Origin of the sequence: Microvirga arabica (assembly GCF_016811235.1) — a bacterium.
Lineage (GTDB): Bacteria > Pseudomonadota > Alphaproteobacteria > Rhizobiales > Beijerinckiaceae > Microvirga > Microvirga arabica.
On record NZ_JAFBID010000018.1, the window covers coordinates 62,438 to 85,381 of the forward strand.

Annotated in this window: 24 protein-coding genes and 1 pseudogene; 9 read left to right on the forward strand and 16 right to left on the reverse strand. The window is 59.6% G+C overall.

The window, feature by feature from the left end; translation table 11 throughout:
- Positions 1–424: 424 nt before the first annotated feature.
- Both JQC81_RS11815 and JQC81_RS11820 read right to left on the reverse strand, forming a co-directional pair.
- On the reverse strand, positions 425–637 hold the full coding sequence (locus JQC81_RS11815; RefSeq protein ID WP_203272006.1) for a hypothetical protein: 213 nt from the start codon (positions 635–637) through the stop codon (positions 425–427).
- 776 nt (positions 638–1,413) lie between these two features.
- Positions 1,414–1,896, reverse strand: a complete 483-nt coding sequence (locus JQC81_RS11820; RefSeq protein ID WP_203272007.1) for a Ros/MucR family transcriptional regulator — start codon at positions 1,894–1,896, stop codon at positions 1,414–1,416.
- Between the two features lie 352 nt (positions 1,897–2,248).
- On the opposite strand from JQC81_RS11820, the gene JQC81_RS11825 reads away from it, so the two are divergent.
- The 4 genes from JQC81_RS11825 (at position 2,249) to JQC81_RS11840 (ending at position 4,982) form a co-directional block, all read left to right on the forward strand.
- Positions 2,249–2,638 (forward strand): site-2 protease family protein, encoded by a 390-nt coding sequence (locus JQC81_RS11825; RefSeq protein ID WP_203272008.1) that lies wholly within the window; start codon positions 2,249–2,251, stop codon positions 2,636–2,638.
- A gap of 57 nt (positions 2,639–2,695) precedes the next feature.
- Positions 2,696–2,938 (forward strand): hypothetical protein, encoded by a 243-nt coding sequence (locus JQC81_RS11830; protein WP_203272038.1) that lies wholly within the window; start codon positions 2,696–2,698, stop codon positions 2,936–2,938.
- Between the two features lie 879 nt (positions 2,939–3,817).
- Positions 3,818–4,423, forward strand: coding sequence for a hypothetical protein (locus JQC81_RS11835; protein ID WP_203272009.1), 606 nt, complete (start codon positions 3,818–3,820; stop codon positions 4,421–4,423).
- Positions 4,424–4,580: 157 nt separating this feature from the next.
- Positions 4,581–4,982: a PRC-barrel domain-containing protein gene (locus JQC81_RS11840; protein WP_203272010.1), complete on the forward strand. Its 402-nt coding sequence runs from the start codon at positions 4,581–4,583 to the stop codon at positions 4,980–4,982.
- Between the two features lie 728 nt (positions 4,983–5,710).
- Here the strand turns inward: JQC81_RS11840 and JQC81_RS11845 are convergent.
- The 4 genes and pseudogenes from JQC81_RS11845 to JQC81_RS11860 form a co-directional block, all read right to left on the reverse strand.
- Positions 5,711–6,865, reverse strand: coding sequence for a sensor histidine kinase (locus tag JQC81_RS11845; protein WP_203272011.1), 1,155 nt, complete (start codon positions 6,863–6,865; stop codon positions 5,711–5,713).
- Positions 6,866–6,947: 82 nt separating this feature from the next.
- Entirely contained in the window at positions 6,948–7,325 is a 378-nt protein-coding gene (locus tag JQC81_RS11850; RefSeq protein WP_203272012.1) for a response regulator, read from the reverse strand.
- An 80-nt stretch (positions 7,326–7,405) separates the two neighbouring features.
- A pseudogene (locus JQC81_RS11855) lies at positions 7,406–7,944 on the reverse strand (sigma-70 family RNA polymerase sigma factor).
- On the reverse strand, positions 7,937–8,173 hold the full coding sequence (locus JQC81_RS11860; RefSeq protein WP_246520369.1) for a hypothetical protein: 237 nt from the start codon (positions 8,171–8,173) through the stop codon (positions 7,937–7,939). Before JQC81_RS11860 ends, JQC81_RS11855 begins: the two are co-directional and overlap by 8 nt.
- Positions 8,174–8,343: 170 nt before the next feature.
- Between JQC81_RS11860 and JQC81_RS11865 the strand changes: the two genes are divergently transcribed.
- Entirely contained in the window at positions 8,344–8,961 is a 618-nt protein-coding gene (locus JQC81_RS11865; RefSeq protein WP_203272013.1) for a hypothetical protein, read from the forward strand.
- Positions 8,962–8,995: 34 nt separating this feature from the next.
- On the opposite strand, the gene JQC81_RS11870 is transcribed toward JQC81_RS11865, so the two are convergent.
- The 4 genes from JQC81_RS11870 to JQC81_RS11885 form a co-directional block, all read right to left on the reverse strand.
- A complete protein-coding gene (locus tag JQC81_RS11870; protein ID WP_203272014.1) occupies positions 8,996–9,223 on the reverse strand; it encodes a hypothetical protein in 228 nt (75 codons plus the stop codon).
- Between the two features lie 177 nt (positions 9,224–9,400).
- Positions 9,401–9,877: a hypothetical protein gene (locus tag JQC81_RS11875; RefSeq protein WP_203272015.1), complete on the reverse strand. Its 477-nt coding sequence runs from the start codon at positions 9,875–9,877 to the stop codon at positions 9,401–9,403.
- Between the two features lie 10 nt (positions 9,878–9,887).
- The gene (locus JQC81_RS11880; protein WP_203272016.1) at positions 9,888–10,655 is read right to left on the reverse strand and encodes a LuxR C-terminal-related transcriptional regulator; all 768 of its coding nucleotides are present in this window, start codon (positions 10,653–10,655) and stop codon (positions 9,888–9,890) included.
- A 359-nt stretch (positions 10,656–11,014) separates the two neighbouring features.
- Positions 11,015–11,317, reverse strand: coding sequence for a hypothetical protein (locus tag JQC81_RS11885; protein WP_203272017.1), 303 nt, complete (start codon positions 11,315–11,317; stop codon positions 11,015–11,017).
- A gap of 361 nt (positions 11,318–11,678) precedes the next feature.
- Here JQC81_RS11885 and JQC81_RS11890 point away from each other — a divergent pair, with 361 nt between their 5' ends.
- The gene (locus JQC81_RS11890; RefSeq protein WP_203272018.1) at positions 11,679–12,107 is read left to right on the forward strand and encodes a YybH family protein; all 429 of its coding nucleotides are present in this window, start codon (positions 11,679–11,681) and stop codon (positions 12,105–12,107) included.
- 1,277 nt (positions 12,108–13,384) lie between these two features.
- On the opposite strand, the gene JQC81_RS11895 is transcribed toward JQC81_RS11890, so the two are convergent.
- Both JQC81_RS11895 and JQC81_RS11900 read right to left on the reverse strand, forming a co-directional pair.
- Entirely contained in the window at positions 13,385–13,876 is a 492-nt protein-coding gene (locus JQC81_RS11895; RefSeq protein WP_246520370.1) for a HEPN domain-containing protein, read from the reverse strand.
- A protein-coding gene (locus JQC81_RS11900) for an IS5 family transposase (protein WP_246520371.1) occupies positions 13,827–14,640 on the reverse strand; the annotation gives its coding sequence in 2 pieces (ribosomal slippage) (positions 13,827–14,189 and positions 14,191–14,640; 813 coding nt in all). Before JQC81_RS11900 ends, JQC81_RS11895 begins: the two co-directional genes overlap by 50 nt.
- Before the next feature lie 274 nt (positions 14,641–14,914).
- Between JQC81_RS11900 and JQC81_RS11905 the strand changes: the two genes are divergently transcribed.
- The 3 genes from JQC81_RS11905 to sseA all read left to right on the forward strand — a co-directional run bounded on the left by JQC81_RS11905 (position 14,915) and on the right by sseA (position 18,094).
- Positions 14,915–16,405 (forward strand): cryptochrome/photolyase family protein, encoded by a 1,491-nt coding sequence (locus JQC81_RS11905; RefSeq protein ID WP_203272021.1) that lies wholly within the window; start codon positions 14,915–14,917, stop codon positions 16,403–16,405.
- A gap of 81 nt (positions 16,406–16,486) precedes the next feature.
- The gene (locus JQC81_RS11910; RefSeq protein ID WP_203272022.1) at positions 16,487–17,209 is read left to right on the forward strand and encodes an alanyl-tRNA editing protein; all 723 of its coding nucleotides are present in this window, start codon (positions 16,487–16,489) and stop codon (positions 17,207–17,209) included.
- 30 nt (positions 17,210–17,239) lie between these two features.
- Positions 17,240–18,094 carry a 3-mercaptopyruvate sulfurtransferase gene (gene sseA, locus JQC81_RS11915; RefSeq protein WP_203272023.1) on the forward strand — a complete coding sequence of 285 codons (855 nt, stop codon included), beginning with the start codon at positions 17,240–17,242 and terminating at the stop codon, positions 18,092–18,094.
- 200 nt (positions 18,095–18,294) lie between these two features.
- Here sseA and JQC81_RS11920 read toward each other — a convergent pair whose 3' ends face one another.
- From JQC81_RS11920 to JQC81_RS11935, 4 genes are all read right to left on the reverse strand, one after another.
- Entirely contained in the window at positions 18,295–19,083 is a 789-nt protein-coding gene (locus JQC81_RS11920) for an amino acid ABC transporter ATP-binding protein (RefSeq protein ID WP_376772396.1), read from the reverse strand.
- Between the two features lie 6 nt (positions 19,084–19,089).
- Positions 19,090–20,409 (reverse strand): amino acid ABC transporter permease, encoded by a 1,320-nt coding sequence (locus JQC81_RS11925; protein ID WP_203272025.1) that lies wholly within the window; start codon positions 20,407–20,409, stop codon positions 19,090–19,092.
- Between the two features lie 8 nt (positions 20,410–20,417).
- The gene (locus JQC81_RS11930; RefSeq protein ID WP_203272026.1) at positions 20,418–21,629 is read right to left on the reverse strand and encodes an amino acid ABC transporter permease; all 1,212 of its coding nucleotides are present in this window, start codon (positions 21,627–21,629) and stop codon (positions 20,418–20,420) included.
- Positions 21,630–21,756: 127 nt separating this feature from the next.
- Positions 21,757–22,776 carry an amino acid ABC transporter substrate-binding protein gene (locus JQC81_RS11935; RefSeq protein ID WP_203272027.1) on the reverse strand — a complete coding sequence of 340 codons (1,020 nt, stop codon included), beginning with the start codon at positions 22,774–22,776 and terminating at the stop codon, positions 21,757–21,759.
- Positions 22,777–22,944 lie beyond the last annotated feature (168 nt).

The following is a 22,944-nucleotide window of genomic DNA, read 5'->3' on the forward strand; positions in this document are numbered from 1 at the left end:
GCCTTGGCAAGCAGCATCCGAGTGTTCCCGACGCGGAACTGTTGCGCCGGATTGCGCATGATATGCGCTCCCTCTATGCCGAGGTGATCAGGCAACCCCTGCCCCGTAACATTGAGGTCGCTCTGTCGTGCATTGACCGGGAGCAGAGCCGTACTGTGTATCAAGGGCAGAGGTTTAGGGCCTGAAGCCTCGTCTGATGGCCCAGTTAGAGAGTTGCCAGAAGCGCGAGTGCCAAGAAAACAGACCCCACAAGGACCGCAGCGCCGGTCCAAGCAGACCCTCGGGGACGGCTGTGGAAGTTAACTGCCTGGGGAACTGCCATCCCTTGAATCCTATGGCTAAGGAATACTGTGGCCTGATGGCAATTTAATCCAACACCTGAGAGGCGTATTGGGTGCAAACGGAGTGCTACAAAAGGGTCTGATCAAGTCGGGTGACCTTCCGTATCGTCGATCTCAGGTGACTGCTCCACGGGTATCTGCTGATCCGGAACCTTTGCACTCTCAGTTGGGTCGTGCTCCCCATTCTGATGCGCTGGGTTGCCGATACCATCTTCCTTCACACCGCTGCGGCGACTGCTGTTGACGCTCAGGTTCTCTAATCCTGTATCTTGGTTGGGCTGCTTTGGGCCTGCCATGGTCATCTCCAAAGGAAATGTCATCCGCTGGGAGAACGGTCATCACAGTGCTCGGTTGCCGACCTTACCTCGTCACCGCATCTCTGATACGAGCCGCAGCTTCTAAGGGCTCGATCCCATCGGTGTACCAGTCCAAGACTGCCAAGTAGAGGCCATTGCGCAGAAGCTGGTGGTGCTCGGAGGGAAGGTGCTCCTCTACAGCCGTCAGATATCGCGAGAAAGGCTTTAGCATTGGGCCAGCCTCCGTTGATGGTCGCCGCTCCGGGACAGTGCTCTCCCAAGTAGGGCACCAATGGAGCAGGATTTTGTCTTTCACCCTCCATGGAAGCTCCGAGCATGATCCAATGTTACGAGAGGATAAGATACTGGAGTCGTGCACCGCTGCGCGCGGATTGGCGCTGGCGCGGTAACTTTTGAGCAGCACGGAACCATCCCCTCACCTTCTGCGCTAATATCGATCCCTGTTCTCGCGGCTGAGGGATCAGCCATGCCCGACGACCCTAATGAAGCCTTACAGGAGTTGCGTCAGCGAATAATCGGCGAGGGCTTGCCTAAGCTCTCGGCGGAAGCCCTACGGTCGTACAAGCGGGAGGAGCGGCGCGGTCCCAGGTTGGCCCAACCGACTGCGTCAAAGCCTCTGGTCAGCCTGTCTCCAGAAGCACTCCGATTGTTCCTCCAGAAAACCGATCCTGCGTGGCCGTGGAGGCGGCGGTAACCAGTGTCACATAAAGCCGAGCGAGGGCTTGCGAGTGAAAACTCTCGCTCGGCGAGCCTGATCAGGCGGCTTTCTTCGAGCGACGCCCCTTTGCGGGAGCGACATCATTGGCAACAGCCTCCACCGGAGCCTTGCCCTTCCTACGCTGCTGGCCGAGCCCCATGGTCTTGGCAAGCTCAGAGCGGGCCTTGGCGTAGTTCGGCGCAACCATCGGGTAATCGGCTGGCAGGTTCCACTTGGCACGGTACTGCTCAGGCGTCATGTCATAGGTCGTGCGCAGATGGCGCTTGAGCGACTTGAACGACTTCCCGTCCTCCAAGCAAATGATCGCATCGGGTGTGACGGACTTCCGCACCGAGACCGCAGGCACCAACTCAGCCTTCGGCTCCTCTTGCTGACCTTCTGCGGTCTTCGTCAGGGCTGCGTAGACGGAAGCGAGCAGCGACGGCAAGTCAGCGGCTGGAACGGAGTTGTTGCTGACATAGGCCGAGACGATGTCAGCAGAGAGTTCGATGTAGTTCGGAGCGGTTGCGCTCTCACTCATGGTTTCGGGTCCTCAGACTGCACGGAAACTGGTTCGGGAGGAGAATAGAACAAGATGACGTTCTAACAGGATCAGCAGGAACGGCCCGTGCAGCATAACAAAAGCCTGTGATCTGCGCCGCACCTATGCCCTTCGACAGAGTTTTGCAAGATCATTTTCCGAACTGGCCCTGATAAACGGATCGACGATCATTTATATCAGCAACAGGCTACGTGAATGAAAGCATATCTTCGGGATGTGTATTGCAGCAATTCCAAGGGAGATTCTCATCTCACGAAAGTTCGACAGCCGAATCCTTCACGGCTGGGACGAAATTGATTTCTATGCCTGACACAACAATGAGGATCGCTGTTTGAAATTGCCTGACACTATCTATACGGCCTCAACATGGATTGTGCCGATCCTCATCGCCATCACCTTCCACGAAGCGGCCCACGCGTTTGCCGCCTGGAGGTTTGGGGACGATACGGCGCATCGTCTTGGCCGCATCACCTTCAATCCGCTCAAGCATGTGGACCCGTTCGGAACGATCCTGCTGCCCGCCCTGCTCTTCCTGACCAAGGCCCCTTTTCTCTTCGGGTGGGCCAAACCTGTCCCAGTGGCATTCCAGCGTCTCGGTGAGCCGCGCCGCGATATGGCGCTTGTCGCCATCGCTGGCCCATTGACGAATGTTGTGCTCGCCGTGGTGTCAGCCGCTCTCATTCGTCTTGCGTGGCTTCTGCCAGAGTCCATGACCCCCTAGTTTGTACAAGCCCTCTACCAGTCGATCCTGCTGAACCTGATCCTGGCGATCTTCAACATGTTTCCCATCCCGCCTCTGGACGGCAGTCGCGTCGTCATGAGCCTTCTGCCCAAGGCTCTGGCGCGGCAATACGCAAAGCTGGAGCGTTTCGGGTTCCTCATCCTCCTCGGGATCATCTTCCTTCTGCCAATGCTTGGACGACAGATGGGAACGGACCTGAACTTGTTCCGATGGGCTGTTGCGGCTCCGCTCCAATGGCTCATGCCAATTCTTCGGGCCATCGCTGGGGTACCGCTGTAGCGGGCGCAGGCATTATCTTGGGGCTGGTTCGTTCCTGACGCAGTCGTAACGGACACTGCATATCGGCGCAAAGCTCACCCGTAAGCCCGTCAGTGAAACCTTCTGACGATATGAGAGCGTCCTCTCCCGGCCCTAATGCTGCTCAGAGTCGGAGTGTTGATCAGCGAGCCGCTTGATCTCGAACACCGCAGCCGTGACGAAGGCAGAGACGACGAGGAAGGTTACAACGGTCGTCAAGGTCCCGTCCTGTATTCCAGGGTTCATCCCAATCAGCGGGATCAAGAGTAACGCTGGAATGCCAAGCGTGATGGCGGCAAGGATATAGATTGGGTTTGCTGATCTTTGAGCTTCGTTGCTTGCATGAGCCCTGTTCGCCGCTCTCTCTTGTGCCCAGACCTTCACGCGTCCCGAGGCACCCCTCACCCGATTTGATGCAGCCTGAAGGCGTGGGCTCCACACCCGGATCGCTCGTTGAACCATACCTTCAGGAGCAATGCGGGATGAGCTTTTAGCATCCGCACGGCTATCTGACTGGAGATCATGGACCACGGGTGAGGCTGGGTTGATCCTTACCTTTGTCACTTCGCTGGGCCGAGACGGATCGCTTGTAACGCCCTGATTAGGCTCTGCTGGAGCAAGACCATCTGCCAATACGACCGTCTGCACTGGTTGCTCGCCCCCGTCCCTTATCCTGCTGTGTGTTCTATGCTGGTCCAGCCCGTTCTGATTACCTTCTGCAACCACGTTGCTGTCTCACGGTCCACTTTGGGTGAGATGATTTACATAGGTTAAGAATCTCCGGAACGGTGCTCGCAGCCTTGGCGTTACAAATGGTGCAGGTTGACGGCAAACCTGCTTTGAGCGCCCTGGAGGACCCGTATGGTCAACGCACCCGATGGTAGCGGTCGATCCACTCCTGCCAAGGAGGGTAAGTCTATGGAGCGTCCCTCGGACAACAGTCTGGCCTCGGACAACAGTCTGGCCGAGAATTCGCAGCAGAACCTTGATGCACGGCTCGACCATGCGATTGAAGAGACCTTCCCAACCAGCGATCCGGTTTCTGTGACGATCACCAAAGGTCCTGAGCCTGATGGTCTTGATCAGGGAGCCCGTTCCTCATCAGCGGGTGATCAGGGAGGCCCACAGGAGCAGGACTCCACCGAGCAAATTCTGGATCAGGTCCGGGAAGCCCTGCATGACGTTGCTGATCAGGCGTCTGGTGCAGCCCGCGACATGTACAGGCGAGGCGAGCACTACGCGCGGCAAGCAGGCGAACGCTACCCTCAAGCTCAGCAGTACGTCCGAAAGGGCCAAAGACTTGTGACCCGTCACACGACGACAAACCCGCTTCTCGCGCTCTTAGCCGCAGGAGCTATCGGATACTTACTGGGCTGGCTGATCCACGGCGAGAGGCGAGACAGAAACCCTAATGTGCCGGATTATGGCCGAACCAGTCGTGGATATGCCCCACACCGTGACAGGTAGCGCCGATAAGGCTGCTGGCGCTATCGAGATGCGTAACGGCACGAAGACCCAACAAAGACTGTGGTCGCAAGCTAACCACACGAACACCTTACATCGTGGTGCCATCATGCCGAAATGAGAGGTGACCAGGGGCATCAATCTGGTGAGGAGATCGCATATGGCACAGACGGATTCTTCAACCAACACCAATGCTCCCGGCGTGATGACCGGCAACCCCCTGATCGAAAGTGATCGGGTTGAGGGGACTGCCGTCTACGATCCACAAGGCAACCATCTTGGCTCAATCAAGCGGTTGATGATCGAGAAGATCAGCGGCAAGGTCGCCTATGCGGTGATGTCGTTTGGCGGCTTCCTGGGCATGGGCGAGGACGAGCATACCATCCCCTGGAGCAAGCTGGATTACGACACCAGCTTAGGCGGCTACCGCACCGACATCTCAGAAGAACAGCTTCGGGGCGCGCCGAGCTTATCGCGAGATCGCGACTATGACTGGTCCGACAGAGAGCGCGAGCGTGAACTGCACGATTACTGGAAGACACCTTACTACTGGGGCATCTGAGCTTGAAGTGATACCCACTCTGACATCGTAGGAAGGAGCCATAGGAGTGATCTGACTCCTATGGCTGTGATGACGGAGGAGAGCATGGACGCAACTCGCAATCGCCGATCAAGTTGCGCTGATGGCAAGCAAGCGACAACGGCGAGAAAACGTATCGTTCTGCCCGTTATCCACAGCCCTCTGAAAAGATGGTTAACGCTGTCTCAACGCCTCGGTACATCTACTTAGGCGGTGATTTGGAGGCGGTGATGGGAAGCAGCGGCGCGGTTGGCAGTAGAGTTTCACCGATCTCCGACGAAGACCTCCTGCGTACCATTGGCGAGGACCTCCGTAGCTTGTACGCTGACATCATCCGACAGCCCCTGCCTCCGAAGATCGAGGCTGCTCTGGCCCGAATAGATCGAGTGCAGAGCCAAGGCAGTAACCTGCGCCGACCGGCGGCCCATTGGGGTGGGACCTCGCTCGGGCTCTAAGCACTTACCAAGACAGCAAAGGCCGCAGCGAGTGAGACAGCAATGACGCTGTACTCGGCCCACGTGTGCCATCGCGGTCTACTATGAAAGTTCACTTCACCGAGCATCTCATCTCTCCGTAAGGTGCGCCTCGTGCTTTGCTGAATTTTGTTCCCGTATTGTTCCCATTCTACGACCTTGGCACTGCGGATCAAGTTGTCAGGAGCATTTTCCACGGGAACCTTGCGCCTCATCCAAGCGCGAGAGCAAAGCTGCTCAATAAGCGGGGACCAGCCGCCGCTCGATCAAAGGCGCATCCATTTGGAAGCGCAGGCCATCGGAGGCATATTGGACCTCCACCTCAGCTTTGCACTGCATCGGCAGAACCCGCTGGAGCAGGGTCGAACCAAACCCTCGGTGCTGAGGCTCCTTCACCTGAGGACCGCCGAATTCCCTCCACTCCAGGCGAAGCTGTCTGGCACCGTTCACGTCATCGGTTTTCCACCTGATCTCAACGTAGCCTTCCGGAACTGACAGAGCCCCATAGCGAACCGCATTTGTGGTCAGTTCATGAAGCGCCATGCCAACAGGCACCGCCAGTTCAGCCGCCAGATCAACAGGTGGCCCGAGCAGGACAAAGCGCGGCTGTCGGGTCTCTGCAAATGGCTTGAGTTCACTCAGAGCGATTTCCCGCAGCGGTGCGGCCTGCCAATAATCGTCGGTGAGCAAATTGTGCGTTCGGGCAAGAGAGATAATGCGATCCGAGAACGAGTGGTAGAACTCGTCGAAGCTGCCACTGGAGCGGCCCGTTGCCCCAACGAGGGCCTGAACCGTGGCCAGGGTATTCTTCACCCGATGGTGAAGCTCCCTCACCAGAAGGGTCTGCCGCTGCTCGATCCTGCGGCTGTCGTCCAACCGCTCGTCCCGTTCGGCTATGATACGGCGCAACTCCAGTTGCGACATCACCTGTTGCGCGAGCAGCGTTAGGATGGCAGCCTGATCCTCACTCAGGGTGCGAGGTGCATAGTCGAGGACGCACAAGGCTCCCAAAGGGATTCCATCAGGCGTTCTCAGCGCCGCCCCAGCATAGAAGTGCAGATGCGGTTCCCCTGATACGAGAGGGTTGTGAGCAAACCGAAGGTCCTCCTGGAGATCGGGAACGACCATTGTCCCTGGCTGAAGCATGGCCGTGAGACATATGGAGCAGTTCAGCGGCGTCTCACGCATTCCGAGCCCCACCTCGGCTTTGAACCACTGTCTACGCTCATCAATGAGGCTGATCAGAGCAACGGGCGTCTGACAGGTGCGGGCGGCAAGCGCGACCAGACCATCGAAAGCTGGCTCTGGCGGCGTGTCGATAATCCGGTAGTCATGCAGGGCCGCAAGCCGGTCCTGTTCTGTCCAGGTAGGGAGCGCTTTGTCGTTCAACACGGACCTGTTACCAGTGGGGCCTCGTGAGAACGCGCTTAACCTATGTTAGTTCGAGCGAAGTGACTGATTTGCACAAGGAAATTTAGCTGCATCTGACCAGGAATTGCTCGCAAGCTTGGACCAAAGCGGCAGGTGGAGCGGGCTTCTCGATCCAGGTCACATGCTGAAACTCGGCCAAGAGGGGATGGTTCTCCTGATGGCCCGAGTAGATCAGAAATGGCACCTCACGGCGGCTGAGTTCAGCAGCAACATTGCTGCATGAGCCATCATTCAGCGTGGCGTCCAAAATGGCCATGGAGGGTGTTGCTGTTCCAAGCCACTCCAAAGCAACAGAGCAGGTTGTGAAGGGGCCAGCTACCGCATAGCCAGCGTCCTGCAACTCATCTTGGAGGTTGAGCGCGATGAGGGCTTCGTCCTCCAAAATCAGGACAAGCGGCTTACTGGTATTTTGGATCGGCATCACTCAGCCTTGGCGAACGGCCTTGAACCTAACCTGAACAGCCAAACTTGGCCATTTCCTATGGAATGGAAATGAGCAGTTCACCTCATGGCCAGAGCCGCCTTGGTCAGATCATCAGGCCCCAAGTCAGCCTCACCTGACAGGTCTAAGAGTGACGCCAGTTTGAAGCGGGCGCGGTTCACGCGGCTCTTGACCGTACCAACCGCCACGTCGCACACCTCAGCAGCTTCTTCATAGGACATCCCGTGCGCTCCCACCAAAAGCAGCGCCTCTCGCTGATTCAGGGGAAGCGTGGCTAAGGCTGCTCGGAAGTTCTCGAAGTCGAGACGGCTATGCTGATCCGGGTGTGTTCTAAGGCGAGCGGCATAGACCCATCAGCATCCTCCACCTCGCGCTTGCGTTTGCGGTACTCAGAATGAACGAGGTTGCGCAGGATCGTGAAGAGCCATGCGTTGAGGTTCGTCCCTCGTTCAAATCGGTCGATAGACCCCCATGCCCGCACGATGGCGTCCTGCACCAGATCGTCAGCGCGATCAGCGTTCCCCGTCAGGGAAATCGCAAAGGCGCGCAGCTTCGGAATGGCTGCAACGATTTCGTCGCGCAGGCTGTCTTCAACCATGAGCTTCAGGGGCGATACAGCCCGCTTCGATCTGACGGACAAGAAGTGTCAGACTTGGCGACAACGGAAGCTGTTCGAGGTCGGCATACATTTCGCGCAAGGTCGTGCCGATCCGCTCCTGGGTTTCAGCCTGAATGTCGAACCAAAGATCATCGCCCCTCCAGGAATGAGGAACAACGATGATGTACTCTTCCGGCCAGTCGTCGGATGCTCTACGGCCCATCGGCATTCCTACCCATTCGCTCTCTTTCTGGCGTTAGGGCATCAACGAGGAAGGCCGAATGGCGTTCCTGGCGAACGGTCACGTTTTGCTAACTTATGTTTATTTCTCGGGCGCAACAAAGCAGTAGGAACGGGAACAGCTTGGCCGCGTTTTTCCCTGCATCATAGGAGGCGGGGATGCCAAAGCTTGGGATGAGGCTCGTCAGACTGATCAAGCCTTTCAGCATTCTGACCGTAGCTCTGGCTTTTCCGTTCGCGATTAGTGCTGTGCCAGCCCAAGCTCAAGGCATCTTCGGGCTGTTTCGAGCCTTCTCCCAACCCACGCCACCAGCCCCGCCGCCGCAATCGTTCGGCTATCAGCCTGATCCTGGGTTTGAGCAGCCCCGTCGCAAAGCCCGCCCGCGTCCGAAGCCCGTTGTCGTAGAGAAATTGGAAGTCAAGAAGCCCATCGAGCCCAAACCTATGGGAGAGATTGCCAATCCTGTTCCGGCGCTTCTGGCCGACAGCACCTTGCGTCCCGGCGATATGGTGATGTTCCCGGATGGGCTGCGCGTGTTCACGGGGAAACCCGGAGGGTCTCACAAGCTCACGGACTTCAAGCCCTTGGCCCAAGCAGGCAAGCACCTGTCTCGTGCGACTCGTAAGCTGGTCGCCCATTTGCTTCCGGCAGAAAACCTCGCATGGAACACAGATGCAGTCAGGTCTGGCGGCAAGCTTGCGGCAAATACTGACGATGTCCTGACGACAGGAAGCGTGAGCAGCCCCAAGAGCCGGAAGGGCTCACGGTCGCGATGACACTCGCCTAAAGCTGATCGAACCCGTCAAAGCGTCACGCGTGGGCGGGGTGCTCCTCGACCAGCGTTCCGATCAGGCGCAGCAATTCTTGCTGTTCTGGACCGTCGCCTCGGCTCAGGAAGGCCGCAAGGTCCTCGTGTTCCACGTGCCCTCCGGACGCCGCATTGGCTTCGTGATGGATGAACAAAACCCCTGAAGGATCACGGATCAAGTACCAGCGGTCGCCACTTGAGCTTTCGTAGAACTTGCGCGCCTTCTTCATGGGAGGCTCCTGTCAGATCGGCCGGCGTATTCAATGTAACGCATTTTCAAGGCGCAGAAAGTGGCCTCTGAATTCCGGAGTATTTCGTTCCGGGAACCGGAGGTGCTCCTTCGATAGGGTTTGGATTTGGCGCAGTCGAGTGAAGGTCGTTTTGTCAGGTCGAAGGGCGTTCCTGGGCTACTTCTTCCGCCCGAATAAGGTGGCGAGCAGGCCACCCTGACTATTGGCAGGCTGCGGCTCGGCATGGACCGGAGTTTCCTCCAACCTTATCTCTGCTTCAGGTATTTGTTCGGTCTCGGGTCCTGAGTGGACATCGAGTTCAGCCGAAAGAGGCTCATCCGCCCCCTGGTCAGTTACTTCTTGTGCTTCCAGTGCCGTTGGCAACGGCTCGCTGACCATGGTCTGCTCTGCGGTCGAGAGGACCTCAATACGGCCTGGAAAGTCAGAGGGACAGTCGTAGCGGACGAAATCCTGGAAACCTCGCCGAATGGAGTGCTCGCGGTCGAGAATTACCTCGTGGATGACATCAACGACAAAGAAGCGTCCCTCACGAGTGGTGACATCAACTCGGCTGACCACCCCCTCGCAAAAGCTCCTCATCGAACCGGGAGGGTGGAAGTGGACGCGCACCTGATCCCCAACGGCAATCTTCATCGGCCATTTCTCAGACATTCAGGTCAGAAACCCCTGTTCTCGGCAGGCGCTGAGAGGCCCACATGGCGGCTTGGGTGCGGTTCGTTGCTCCGATCTTTCGCAGGATGGCTTTGACGTGAACTTTGATTGTGGCCTCGGTGATATCGAGCTTGCGAGCGATAACCTTGTTCGCCTCTCCCTTCGTCAAGCAGCCCAGGATTTCCGCCTCTCGCGCCGAGAGCTTGCAAGCTGTCAGGTCAGACAGCTTCGCCTCTGCCATGCTGTCATCCTGAACCGGCTGATCACAGGCTTGGGGAGCCATGTCCATGATCAAGCGCACCACCTCGAAGGGCAGAATGCTCTCCCCGAGCATGACCAGTTCCAGTGAATTGATTAGCACCTCAGGGCCACTGATGGTGAGGCAGAAGCCCTTCACGCCCACCTCATGCGCCGTTTGCACGAAGCTGAGGTCGAACTGATCCGCCAGGGCAATGATCCGGGTCTCGGGCGACTGTTCTCTTATCTGCCGGATCACCTCAAGCACACGACTGGTGTTCTGGCTGGCTTCGATGATCACCAGGGCTGTGTTGAAGGCACAATACTGGAGGCGTTTTGGACCAGTGACAGATGCTGCCTCGGCAATTGCAAAGAGCGTATCCCGCAGGATGTGCTGAAGTCCTGAACGCAGAAGGGGGTTGTCGCAGATCAGAGCCGTAGGAATCGCTGGAGTGAGACGCGTGGCCGGGGTGTCAGTGCCCAACGAGCGATCATGTACAAGCGTCAGCGTTTGTGCAGTCATCCGTGCCCCCTGTTTAGTCTTCCGAGTTAATCAAAAGTAAACGAGGAGCAGAGTTTCTGTCTGTCTAAATCCCGACAGTAATCTGGTTAGAAGAATACTCCTAACTGTGACATGCAGTCACGTTTCTGTGATCACGCAGAAGAAAGCGGGTTGGCTCACGATCAGCCAGTATTGGCTGAGCAACCCCGAGGCCAAGGATGGAAGGGGAGGCTCGCTTCAAGGTTCATGAGACCCTATCCCTCCCTTCTAAGCTTCAGCCGATGCTGCGGAGAGACTCCGCGAATAAAAGAAGCGCCCATTCAGGGCGCTTAAGGTCCCGGCCCGTAGGGGCAGAAAGGCCGGTGAAACTAAAAATCTGGTCAGCCTACTGCTCTGAGGTCGTCCGACACGGCTAACGACAGGTGGCTCTGAAGTTCAGTAATCAGCGCCACGTAGGGCTGACGCCGCTCGCGGTGCCGCCGCTCCAGGCTGTCGATGATCTGCCTCTTCAGCACAGGATCGGTCCTGCCATGCTCCACCCGCTGTATCTCATGCTGATGCTCAAAGTCGAGATTGGACAGGGTCCGTGACGTGCTCTGCAACAGGGCAGACAGATCGAACGGGTACTCTGCACCAACGATCAGGCGGGTGAGTGCAGAAGAGACTTGCTGGTGGTTCTGCATTGTAGCCCCAATGAGTGGGGCTGAGCCGCACCCTTGTTCAGGTGCTTAAGCTCAGCCCATGCCCATTCTCAAGAAACGGTTCATCCCTAAACAGTCCTGCTTCAGCATACCTCAGTCACGCTGTGGCTCTCCCCCACCTCTGCATGAGAACTCGGGTGGGTGTCAGCCCGTACAGCCACGATGTTTGCTGAAGACGCGCTGGGAAATACTGGAGAGGTGAGCCACTTGTCTGTTGGATACCCGACAGAACGGATAACTCTTTCGTATATGTCAGCTTGCCGCAGCAGGATGATTTCCTGCCCTGATGATTATTGTACAATAGAGCTTTGCTGGGTGGCATCTGTGCTTCGGGGAGGAAGCTATGCGTATCCACGCCATTGTTGCCATTACCTGTCTGTGCCTCTCGGCTCCTGCCAAGGCACAGGACAAGGCCACCATTCAGAGCCTGAATGACAGGTTTGCCCAAGCCTTCAATGCAGGCGATGCGGCAGGAGTTGCCGCCCTGTACACTGAGGAAGCCGTTATCCTGCCGCCTGGGGCCGAGATGATGAAGGGCAGGAGTGCCATTCAGGCGTTCTGGAAGGGTGCTGCGGAGCAGCTTGGCAATGGCAAGCTGACAACCGTCGAAGTAAAGCCGCTGGGGAGCGACAGAGCCCTTGAGATTGGCACCTTCTCGTTCAGGACGAAAGCATCACAGCCGCAGGAGATCACCGGCAAGTATGTGGTAGTCTGGGAGAAGGTTAGAGCCGATTGGAAGCTCGCCACCGATATCTGGAATACGAACAAGTAGCTCGGACGACTGTTCTGCCGCTTCCGAAAGAAGCTCAACTTCTGGAACACCGAGTGTTCCAAGGCTTGCTCGGTGGCGAGGATGGTATGCCGGTTCATTAAGACCGTAACTGTTTCCACAAGCTTCTCTGCTTCATCAATGCGCAATGTGAGGCTGGACCTCCTTCGCATGCTCTGTTCTGCTAAACTGATGAACAGATCAGCGGAGGCTGTGAGGCGATGCGTCAGTTTGGGGTGTTTGCCGCCCTTACTTTGAGTTTGATCACCGCATCCTGTGCTGAAAGAATAGTGCATCCGGCTGTTATACCTCAGCCAACCCCGCCGAAAGCAGCATCCAAGCCACGGTCACACCTTGTGGAGGCGAGGCGTCAGGCTGAGACGATTATAGAGAATACTGGAAAGCCTTCGGCGGTCCGCGCTCGTCAGGTCACCCCAAGCGCCAGCGTGAAACCAGAGCCGTCGCCCGAACCTCAGGCTCCACTCCCGCAACTATCGCACCAGCCAAAGGAGCCCCCAACCTCCCGCGAACCGCCTGCGGCTGTGGCGCTTCCGCCGCCCCTGGAGCCTGCCGAACCCAACTTCCCGGTCGCAGCGCTGATGCCGCCGCCTCCAGAACCCGCTGAGCCGACATTCCCTTCAACGCCACGAGCCATCGAACCGCTATTGGAGCCATCCACATCGACCCTGCCAGAGGTGCTCTCGGAGACGGCGATGCCACCGCCACCCGATCCCGCCGAGCCGAATTTCCCAGTGGCCACGCTGATGCCTCCACTCCCGGAACCGGCTGAACCGTCTCTGCCTCCACCACCAGAAGAGCAGATCGCCGCTGAAAGCCCGATCCCAATCCTGTTCCCAGACCTTCCTTCGTATCTCTCGCTGCGCCCACGTTTTGATTGGGTGGATACCGTGGGTGCCATCGACCTCCCGCACAACCCACTATCTGAGGCTATGGAAGCGAGCCCAGAGGAACGAATCCCGAGCATGATCCGAAATCCTTGGCCACTCCCGATGGACGGCACCTAAGCGAACGCAATTCGGCGGGTCGCGTTCTGGAACGGGAAGCTGACCACCGCGCCTGGAAAATAGGCAAGGTGGAGTCCCTACCCGAAGACGACGAGAACCGAGCAGCAGCCCGTCACCACGCCGATAGACCATCGCCATTCAATCATCCGGGAACGTGTCTCAGGAGGGACGGGCAGGTCAGGAATTCGCCAAGCGGTATGGAAAGTTCAAACCGGAAGCATCTGACGAACGCGAGAGCCGTCAGGTTGCCGTCTCTCACTCTTCACTGGTCGAGCAGAGATTTTTTATCTGATGCGGTAGCCACTCAACGACACGTTTCGCATTCGAGAATTTCCCCCAAATCTCTTCGAAGGTTGCCTCTAAGCTAAATCCAGCGAAGTTCCCGTGAACCAGCTTGTTGCGCTCACTATTGATGTAAACGAAATCCCGGATTGCATCATCAAGGCCGTCCCTTTTCGAGAGCTTCATTAGCTCCTCCTTGCAGGCCGGTCCGAACAAGGCAAAGAAAGAGTTGATGTTTGAAGCTTTCCAGTCAAACATACTATGGTATTTTCTTTCAAGCGCTTGCCTTTGAATGAAGTTAGCGAAAGGTGGCCGTGTACCAGCCTCCAACGCTGTGTCGATGATCACATCACATACTGCTTTCTCAAAATAGCTTGCGGCGGAAAGCAAGAGGACCTTAGAGTCCGTCCCGTAATCATGAGTGTCGTCCCAAGCGGCGGACGAGGAGCATGACGGAAGCGGCATAAAGGAAGGCCCGGGCTGACGTGAGCGTCGCCTCCGGATCCTTCCAAAGCCGCCGGTTTCGGCTGATCCACGCGAAGAACCGTTCAACAACCCAGCGGCGTGGGTGCACCGCAAAGCCGACCTGATCCGGCGGCTTCCTGACGATCTCGATGCGGATCGCGGTGGCCTGGGCCGGGGTCTCGCCGGCATAGCCGCTGTCGGCAAACGCCGTGGCGATGAACGGGAATGCGCGCCGCGACAGGCGCAGGACCACACAGGCCCCATCCCGGTCCTGAACGTCCGCCGGCTGCGGCTCCAGGATCAGACCACGTCCCGTCGGTGTCGACCATCACCTGGCGCTTGCGGCCTTTGACCTTCTTGCCCGCATCATAGCCGCGCGGGCCGCCGCTCTCGGTGGTCTTCACACTTTGGCTGTCGAGCACGGCGGCGGTGGGGGAGGCCTCCCGCCCGACCCGCTCGCGATCAGCCATGACCAGCAGGTGGTTGATGGTCTCGAACACACCGGTGTCCCGCCACAGGCTGAACCAGCGAAAGACCGTGCTCTTGGGCGGCAGATCAGAGGGCAAAAGCCGCCAGGCAATGCCGCCGCGCAGGACATAGAAGATCGCGCTCAGGATCTCCCGGGTGGACCAGCGGCGCGGGCGTCCCCGGGCGTGCGGCTCGGGCAGGAGCGGCGCGATCAGCGCCCATTCGGCATCGGTCAAATCGGTTTCGTAACGCAAGCCGCCGCGGCTATACTGCCGCCGGGTGGTCGGGGTCCACATTGCGGTTCCAGGTCAGGCTTCAGCACCCTCCTGGAATCATAGCGGCCTCGGCCACTCAACCCTTTTCGGGACGGGCTCTAAGTGCCTGACATTGCTGGCGCGACTTGGCGGAGTTTTACAAGTCAACCCTTTGATATTACTAATATCTTATCGGACTGTTAATCCGTTGGTCGTAGGTTCGAATCCTACCGCCGGAGCCAACCTCACCTCTTGTTACCCATCAAATCTTGTCGATCTGCTTGGTCAACATTCGCACGTTCGAAGCGCGGCTGTATTGTGCCGGCATGAACAGCGATTCCACTGCCCCGTCCTCGTCTGGTTCCGTGACGATCATCGCCTGAGCGACAACCCTGCCCTGTCGGGAGCGGCTGCCACGGGGTCACAGGTTCTATGCTTCTACGTGCTCGACGATGCCTCCGAGGGGATCCGCCCGCTTGGCGGCGCAGCCCGCTGGTGGCTCCATGGATCGCTGAAAGCGCTCAGCGAGGCCTTGGAACGTGCCGGGTCCAGCCTTCTCGTCCTGAGAGGCTCAGCTCTTGGTCTGGTCGATAGCGTGGTGCGGAAAACCGGCGCCTCCGCGATCTACTGGAATCGCCGCTATGGTGCGGCCGAGATCGCCGTGGACAGCGCCATCAAGAAGCGCCTGTCGGATGGCGGCACCAAGGTTCACAGCTGCAGCGGCCGCCTCCTGCACGAGCCCTGGGAGATCACGAACCAGTCCGGCAAGCCGTTCCAGGTCTTTACCCCCTACCTTCGGGCAGTGAAGGCCCGGTCCATCAAGCCTCCGCTCCCAGCCCCTCGACGGCTTGAAGGCGGTGTCTGGACGCCGTCGATCCTCAATCAGGCCGCCCCGATCGCGGAGCTTGGCCTCGAACCTACATCCCCGGATTGGGCTGGCGGCATCTGGCATGAATGGCAGCGGGGCGAGCTTGCCGCCCAAGCCAAGCTCTCACACTTCATCGAGACGGGACTGAAGGGCTATGCCGAGGGGCGGGATAGGCCCTCTAAGGCGGGCACCTCACGTTTGTCGCCGCATCTGCGCTTTGGGGAGATCAGTCCGCGGCAGGTTTGGCGTTCGGTGATGAACGCGGTCGCCGCCGAGCCCGGCTTGGAGCGGGATGCGGACAAGTTCCTCAGCGAGATCGTCTGGCGCGACTTCACCCACCAGCTGCTCCACTTCCACCCCCATCTGCCGGACAGGCCGCACAGCAGCCGGTTCGAGAGCTTTCCCTGGATCGAAGATCGCCTATCTCTCAAAGCCTGGCAGAGAGGCCGCACCGGCTACCCCATCGTCGATGCAGGCATGCGCCAGCTCTGGCAGACGGGCTGGATGCACAATCGGGTGCGCATGATCACCGCCTCCTTCATGGTGAAGCACCTGCTGACCGATTGGCGACAGGGCGAGGCCTGGTTCTGGGACACGCTCGTCGATGCGGATCCGGCCAACAATGCTTTCAGCTGGCAGTGGATCGCGGGCTCCGGCCCGGACTCGGCTCCCTTCCATCGGATTTTCAATCCGGTCACGCAGGGCGAGAAGTTCGATCCGGAGGCGGACTACATCCGAACCTATGTGCCCGAACTCGCGCAGCTCCCAAGGGCCTTCATCCATAAACCCTGGGAGGCCCCGCCTGCCGTGCTTCGGGAAACGGGCGTTGTTCTGGGCGAGACCTACCCCCATCCTATCGTTCCTCACGGCCCAGCGCGCGAACGCGCTCTCAAGGCGTTTCGCAGCATGCGGGACCTGACATTCGCACCCTCCGACTGACATCGACGAAGGGAGTGGCTTGACCCGCCGCGCCCATTGCCGTCAGCATCGCCCCTCGCCTTTTCACATGCTGAGACACTCATGACCGCCACGACGCTGCTTTTCCGCGACGATGCCTATGCCACCTCCTGCGAAGCGCGGGTTCTCGGAACCACGCCGGAGGGTGGCGTCATTCTCGACCGCACGGTGTTCTACGCCCAGGGCGGCGGCCAACCAGGCGACGCCGGCACGCTCGTGAGGGCCGATGGCAGCAGGATCGAGATCACCAGCACCGTCTATGCCGCTGACCGTTCGCGGGTGGCGCATCTGGTCGGAGCGGAGGCGGCATCCCGGCTGGCGGAAGGCGAGGCCGTCACCCTGCAGCTCGACTGGCCCCGACGCCTCAAGCGCATGCGCGTCCACACGGCGCTTCATCTTCTGAGCGTCGTGCTGCCCTATCCGGTTACCGGCGGCTCCATCGGTGATGGCGATGGACGGCTCGATTTCGACATTCAGGATGCGGGTCTCGACAAGGCAGCCATCACGGACCAGCTGAACGCGCTCGTCGCGCGCGATGCTCCCGTCACCGAGCGCTGGATCACCGACGAGGAGCTCGATGCCAATCCTGGCCTCGTGAAGACCATGTCGGTGAAGCCGCCGCGCGGATCCGGCCGCGTGCGTCTGGTGGAGATCGAGGGAATCGATCTGCAGCCCTGCGGCGGCACCCATGTGCGACGCACGTCTGAGATCGGCACGGTCGCGATCACCGATATCGAAAAGAAGGGCAAGCAGAACCGCCGCGTTCGCCTGTCTCTTGTCGACTGAACCCTGTCTCCCGTTCGAGAGGAGTGGCCTATGTCCCAACCATTCGTGTCCACCGCCTGGCTGCAGGAGCACCTCGACGATCCGAATCTCGTGGTCGTTGACGGCTCCTGGTATCTGCCGACGCAGAACCGAGATCCGCAGGCCGAGTATCCGGCGGGTCACATTCCCGGCGCCGTTCGATTCGACATCGACACCGTGAAGGACACCTTCTCGTCCCTGCCCCACATGCTGCCCTCGCCCGAGGATTTCGCCAAGGCGGTCGGCGCGATGGGAATCAGCGAAGACATGACCATCGTGATTTACGATGGCGCTGGCCTCTTCTCGGCCCCGCGCGTGCGCTGGACATTCCAGGCTTTCGGCGCGCGCAACGTCTCGATCCTCGATGGCGGCTTTCCAGCCTGGAAGGCTGAAGGACGGCCGGTCGAGACCGGACCGGAAAAACCCCGTGCTTCCCGCACCTTCACGCCGGCTTTCAACGCTTCCGTTGTAGCGGATGCTTCTGTCGTGCAGGAGGCGCTGCAATCGAAGGCCGCTCAGGTGATCGATGCCCGCCCCGCCGACCGCTTCAGGGGCGAGGCGCCCGAACCGCGCCCCGGCCTCCGCATGGGCCATATCCCGGGCAGCCTCAACCTGCCCTTCGACCGAATTGTCGAGAACGGCCGCTTGAAGGACAAGGAGGGTCTCGAAAAGGCCATCGCCGAGGCCGGAATTGATCCCGGCCAGCCGGTGATCACCAGCTGCGGCTCCGGCGTTTCGGCCGCCATTCTGGGCGTCGCCTTTGAGGTTGCAGGCCGCCCGATCAAGGCGATCTATGACGGCGCATGGGCTGAATGGGGCGCACGGGAGGATCTGCCGGTTGCGACGGGACCGGCGAAGAAGGGATAGCCGAGTCAGTCGATCTGAGCCCATGCCGCCCCTTCGTCATCACCGGCGTTGTGCCGGTGATCCCGATTGGAAAAGCGCTGCGCTACACCGGATCGGGATGGCCGGGACAAGCCCGGCCATGACGTGAGAATAAGTCGCTCAAGCCAAACGGAAAAGGCCCCGAGACATCTCGGGGCCTTTTGCATTCCGTCGGATCCGGCTCAGTGCAGGATCTGGGAGAGGAACAGCCGCGTGCGCTCGTGCTGAGGGTTCTTGAAGAACTCGTCCGGGGTGTTCATCTCCACGATCTGCCCGTAATCCATGAAGATCACCCGGTCGGCCACTTGGCGGGCGAAGCCCATTTCGTGGGTGACGCACAGCATGGTCATGCCCTCGTCAGCCAAGCCCACCATGGTGTCGAGCACTTCCTTCACCATTTCGGGGTCGAGCGCCGAGGTCGGCTCGTCGAACAGCATGATCTTGGGGCTCATGCAGAGCGAACGGGCAATCGCCACGCGCTGCTGCTGGCCGCCCGAGAGCTGACCCGGATATTTGTTGGCCTGCTCCGGGATCTTGACCCGGGTCAGGTAGTGCATGGCGACCTCCTCGGCCTCCTTCTTGGGCATCTTCTTCACCCAGATCGGCGCAAGCGTGCAGTTCTCCAGGATCGTCAGATGCGGGAACAGGTTGAAGTGCTGGAACACCATGCCGACGTCCCGGCGCACCTCGTCAATGCGCTTCAGGTCGTCCAGCAGCTCCACGCCGTCGACGATGATGCGGCCCTTCTGGTGCTCCTCGAGGCGGTTGATGCAGCGGATCATCGTGGACTTGCCGGAGCCCGACGGGCCGCAGATCACGATGCGTTCGCCGCGCTTCACGTTCAGGTTTATGTCCCGGAGAACGTGGAACTCGCCGTACCACTTGTGAACGTCGATCATCTCGATGGCGGGCTGAGCCTTCGGGTCGATCGCGGCGGAAGGGATATGCTGAGCAGACATTGTCGTTGCCATGAGTGTTTACCGTTTCTGACCAGCCGCAAGGCGGCGCTCGACCCCGAGGGAGTATCGCGACATGCCAAAGCAGAAGACGAAGTAGAACAGGGCCGCAAAGGCATAGCCCGTGATGCCGATGGTGGGCGCCGCCCAGTTCGGATCGATGCGGGATGCCTCGATGGTCTTGACCAGATCGAAGATGCCCACGATGGCCACCAGCGAGGTGTCCTTGAACAGGCCGATGAAGGTGTTCACGATGCCGGGGATCACGATGCGCAGGGCCTGCGGCAGGATGATTAGGGACATCATCTGCGGGTAGTTGAGGCCCAGCGACATCGCACCCTCATACTGTCCCTTCGGCATGGCCTGGAGACCACCGCGCACCACTTCGGCCATGTACGCGGAGGCGAACAGCGCCGTGCCGATGAGCGGCCGCAGCAGGCGATCCACCGTCATGTCGCCCGGCAGGAAGAGCGGCAGCATGGTGTTGGCCATGATCAGGACCGTGATCAGCGGCACGCCACGCACGAACTCGATGAAGATCACCGAGGCCAGCCGCACGATGGGCAGTTTCGAGCGTCGCCCGAGGGCCAGCACGATTCCGAACGGCAGCGAGACCACAATGCCGACCGTCGCGACCAGCAAAGTCACGAGAATGCCGCCCCACAGAGAGGTTGGCACATGGGCGAGGCCGAAATCGAGATCGACGAGGGCCAGCGTAATGCCGATCACCGCCACGATGCCACCACCCAGGATGAGCGCCGGGCGCATGGAAGTTTTGAGCAGAGCGGCGAAGAAGGCGAACAACGCGATCACCAGCGCGCCGAAGATGGCAAAGCCGAGCCAGAAGCGGCCGCTGAAATTCTCGTTGCCGCCCGTCAGCAGAACATAGGAGACGACCGGGAACACCCAGAAGAAATAGACAGCTCCCAAGTCCCGACGTGGTGCCTTCAGCCACAGAAGCCAAACGACGCCTACGGCCAGGAGGATAAAGAAGATGTTCACCCTCCAGCGCTCCGAGATCGTGTAGGAGCCGTAGATGAAGTAGTTGATCTTGTCCCAGATGAAGGCCCAGCAGGCGCCGCTCTCGCTGCCGCCGGTATCGGCACGGCAGGCAGCCCGGTCGGTGCCGGTCCAGACCGCATCGATGAACAGGAATTTCACGAGCGGCGGAACGCTGACATACAGGAGGTAGAACACCACCAGGGTCAGTATCGTGTTGAAGGGACCGGAAAACAGGTTCTCCCGGATCCAAGCGATAGGTCCGCGGGCTAGGTTGGGCGGAGGCAGAGCCTCAACCTGCCTAGCGCGGACAAAACGGGGCATATCGACGGCGGTGCTCATAGGATCTCCTACCGTTCGACGATCGCCACACGGCGGTTGTAGATGTTCATGATGAACGAGGTCAGCAGGCTGATGGTCAGGTAAACGCCCATGGTGATAACCACGACCTCGATGGCCTGTCCCGTCTGGTTGAGCACGGTGCCCATGAAGACCTGCACGAGATCCGGATAGCCGATGGCGACCGCAAGCGACGAGTTCTTCGTCAGGTTCAGGTATTGGCTCGTCAGCGGCGGGATGATGACCCGCATAGCCTGGGGGATCACCACGAGACGCAGGGTCTGACCCGGTGTGAGGCCAAGCGAGCCCGCAGCTTCCGTCTGCCCCTTCGACACCGCGAGGATGCCCGCGCGGACGACCTCGGCGATGAAGGCGGCCGTATAGGTGACGAGGCCGAGGAGCAGCGCCACGAATTCCGGCAGGATCTGCATCCCGCCCGTCAGGTTGAACGTGCCCTTGCGCGGCAGCTCGAAGCTGATGGGATTGGCACCAATCAAGGCCAGGACGATCCAGGTGAGGATCGGCAGGCCCAGGACCAGGGCGAGCGTCACCTTGCCGACAGGATATTGCCGGCCGGTCTGCTCCTGCTGCTTTCTCGCCCAGCGGCGATAAATGAAGGTGCCGATCAAGCCGATAAGGAGAACGGCGACGAGAATCCCGATGTTGGACGCCCAGATGGGCTTTGCCATGAACAGGCCGCGGGAGTTCAGATAGAAGCCCGCGCCCATCTCGAGAGAGTTGCGCGGCTGCGGCAGGGCGCCGAGCACGGCGATGTACCAGAACAGCAGCTGCACCAGCAGCGGGACGTTGCGCAGCACCTCGACATAGACCATGGCGACCTTGGCCACCATCCAGTTCTTGGATAGGCGCGCGATGCCGATCAGGAAGCCGAGGAAGGTCGTGAAGAAGATGCCGATCGCCGAGACGATCAGCGTGTTCAGAAGGCCGACGATGAAGGCATCCCCATATGTGCCCCCAGCCGCACTAAACTGGATCAGGGTCTGGCTGATGTCGAAACCGGCCGTGTTGTTGAGAAAACCGAAGCCTGAGGCGATTTTGGCGCGCTGCAGGTTCTCGATGGCGTTCGTCGCGGCCACATAAAACAGGGCGATGATCGCGACGACGAGAACGACCTGATAAAAAGCTCCACGAACCTTGGGATCGTAGAGAAACGACTTCTTGGGGGGCGATGTCTGACTGACAGCGGTCTGCACTGAGTTCATCCTCTGACGGCTCTCGATACCCGGCCGTCCTCCCCTGTTCGTGCCCGGGTCAAGCGGCTTTTCTTATTGTTGAGGTATATTCTCGAAGGGCGCCCGGAAGATCCGGGCGCCCTGTTCTAGGATCGGCTTAGCGAACCGGGATGCCGTATTGCAGGCCGCCCTTGGTCCAGAGCGCGTTCTGGCCGCGCTTGATCTTCAGGCGGGAGCCTTCGCCGACATTCTTCTCGAACGACTCGCCGTAGTTGCCCACGTGCTTGATCACGCGGACGGCCCAGTCGTTGGTCAGGCCAACAGCCTCACCGAACTTGCCTTCGGTGCCGAGCAGGCGCTTGATCTCCGGGTTCTCGGAGGTCTTCATCTGGTCGACATTAGCCTTGGTCACGCCGAGCTCTTCCGCGTTCAGCATGGCATTGTGGGTCCAGCGGACGATGTCGCCCCACTGGTTGTCGCCGTGGCGGACGGCTGGGCCAAGCGGCTCCTTGGAGATGATCTCGGGCAGCACGATATGATCGTCCGGAGCCGAAGCGCGCAGACGCTCGGCGTACAGGCCGGAGGCGTCGGTGGTGAACGCGTCGCAGCGGCCGGCATCATAGGCCTTGAAGGTCTCGTCTGAGGTCGCAAACGCCACCACTTCGTACTTCATGTTGTTGGCACGGAAGTAGTCGGCGAGGTTCAGCTCGGTCGTGGTGCCCTGCTGGGTGCAGATCGAGGCGCCGTTCAGCTCCTTGGCGGAGGAGACGCCGAGCTTCTTGCGAACCATGAAGCCCTGGCCGTCGTAGTAGTTGATGACCGGGAAATCGAGGCCGAGCTGCGTGTCGCGCGACATGGTCGCGGTCGAGTTACGGGACAGCACGTCCACCTCGCCCGACTGGAGCGCGGTGAAGCGGTCCTTGGCGGCGAGCGGGATGAAGCGGACCTTGGTCGGATCGTCGAAGATCGCAGCCGCGATGGCGCGGCAGAGATCGACGTCGAGACCGGTCCAGTTGCCCTGGGCATCAGGCTGGCCGAAGCCGGCGAGACCCGTGTTCGAGCCGCAGGTCAGGAAGCCCTTCTGCTTCACGCTGTTGAGCGTCGCCTGGGCTGAAGCGCCCGTGGCGAACAGGCTGGCCGTTAGACCGAAGGCAATCGATACGAGAGCCTTTTTCATGTTGGTATGTTCTCCCAATAGTTCCACATGACTCGACGGATCCTGGTTATCCCCCAGCCGAGCCCCGGTTAGACCGTTCCGCGCCGCCTCGGTCGAGACGGCATCGGGATCCATCAAATTCAATGATTGATCACTGGTCAAGTCTTGATGGGAGGCAATTCGTGGCTG

Excerpts from the sequence above, each read along its gene's own strand:
- JQC81_RS11890 (WP_203272018.1), top strand. The coding sequence starts at position 11,679 with ATGCGTATCCACGCCATTGTTGCCATTACCTGTCTGTGCCTCTCGGCT.
- JQC81_RS11870 (WP_203272014.1), bottom strand. The coding sequence starts at position 9,223 with ATGAAGAAGGCGCGCAAGTTCTACGAAAGCTCAAGTGGCGACCGCTGG.
- JQC81_RS11920 (WP_376772396.1), bottom strand. The coding sequence starts at position 19,083 with ATGGCAACGACAATGTCTGCTCAGCATATCCCTTCCGCCGCGATCGAC.
- JQC81_RS11875 (WP_203272015.1), bottom strand. The coding sequence starts at position 9,877 with ATGAAGATTGCCGTTGGGGATCAGGTGCGCGTCCACTTCCACCCTCCC.
- JQC81_RS11880 (WP_203272016.1), bottom strand. The coding sequence starts at position 10,655 with ATGACTGCACAAACGCTGACGCTTGTACATGATCGCTCGTTGGGCACT.
- JQC81_RS11815 (WP_203272006.1), bottom strand. The coding sequence starts at position 637 with ATGGCAGGCCCAAAGCAGCCCAACCAAGATACAGGATTAGAGAACCTG.
- JQC81_RS11835 (WP_203272009.1), top strand. The coding sequence starts at position 3,818 with ATGGTCAACGCACCCGATGGTAGCGGTCGATCCACTCCTGCCAAGGAG.
- JQC81_RS11840 (WP_203272010.1), top strand. The coding sequence starts at position 4,581 with ATGGCACAGACGGATTCTTCAACCAACACCAATGCTCCCGGCGTGATG.
- JQC81_RS11930 (WP_203272026.1), bottom strand. The coding sequence starts at position 21,629 with ATGAACTCAGTGCAGACCGCTGTCAGTCAGACATCGCCCCCCAAGAAG.
- JQC81_RS11895 (WP_246520370.1), bottom strand. The coding sequence starts at position 13,876 with ATGCCGCTTCCGTCATGCTCCTCGTCCGCCGCTTGGGACGACACTCAT.
- JQC81_RS11925 (WP_203272025.1), bottom strand. The coding sequence starts at position 20,409 with ATGAGCACCGCCGTCGATATGCCCCGTTTTGTCCGCGCTAGGCAGGTT.
- JQC81_RS11820 (WP_203272007.1), bottom strand. The coding sequence starts at position 1,896 with ATGAGTGAGAGCGCAACCGCTCCGAACTACATCGAACTCTCTGCTGAC.
- JQC81_RS11830 (WP_203272038.1), top strand. The coding sequence starts at position 2,696 with ATGTTTCCCATCCCGCCTCTGGACGGCAGTCGCGTCGTCATGAGCCTT.
- JQC81_RS11910 (WP_203272022.1), top strand. The coding sequence starts at position 16,487 with ATGACCGCCACGACGCTGCTTTTCCGCGACGATGCCTATGCCACCTCC.
- JQC81_RS11860 (WP_246520369.1), bottom strand. The coding sequence starts at position 8,173 with ATGCCGATGGGCCGTAGAGCATCCGACGACTGGCCGGAAGAGTACATC.
- sseA (WP_203272023.1), top strand. The coding sequence starts at position 17,240 with ATGTCCCAACCATTCGTGTCCACCGCCTGGCTGCAGGAGCACCTCGAC.
- JQC81_RS11935 (WP_203272027.1), bottom strand. The coding sequence starts at position 22,776 with ATGAAAAAGGCTCTCGTATCGATTGCCTTCGGTCTAACGGCCAGCCTG.
- JQC81_RS11885 (WP_203272017.1), bottom strand. The coding sequence starts at position 11,317 with ATGCAGAACCACCAGCAAGTCTCTTCTGCACTCACCCGCCTGATCGTT.
- JQC81_RS11865 (WP_203272013.1), top strand. The coding sequence starts at position 8,344 with ATGCCAAAGCTTGGGATGAGGCTCGTCAGACTGATCAAGCCTTTCAGC.
- JQC81_RS11850 (WP_203272012.1), bottom strand. The coding sequence starts at position 7,325 with ATGCCGATCCAAAATACCAGTAAGCCGCTTGTCCTGATTTTGGAGGAC.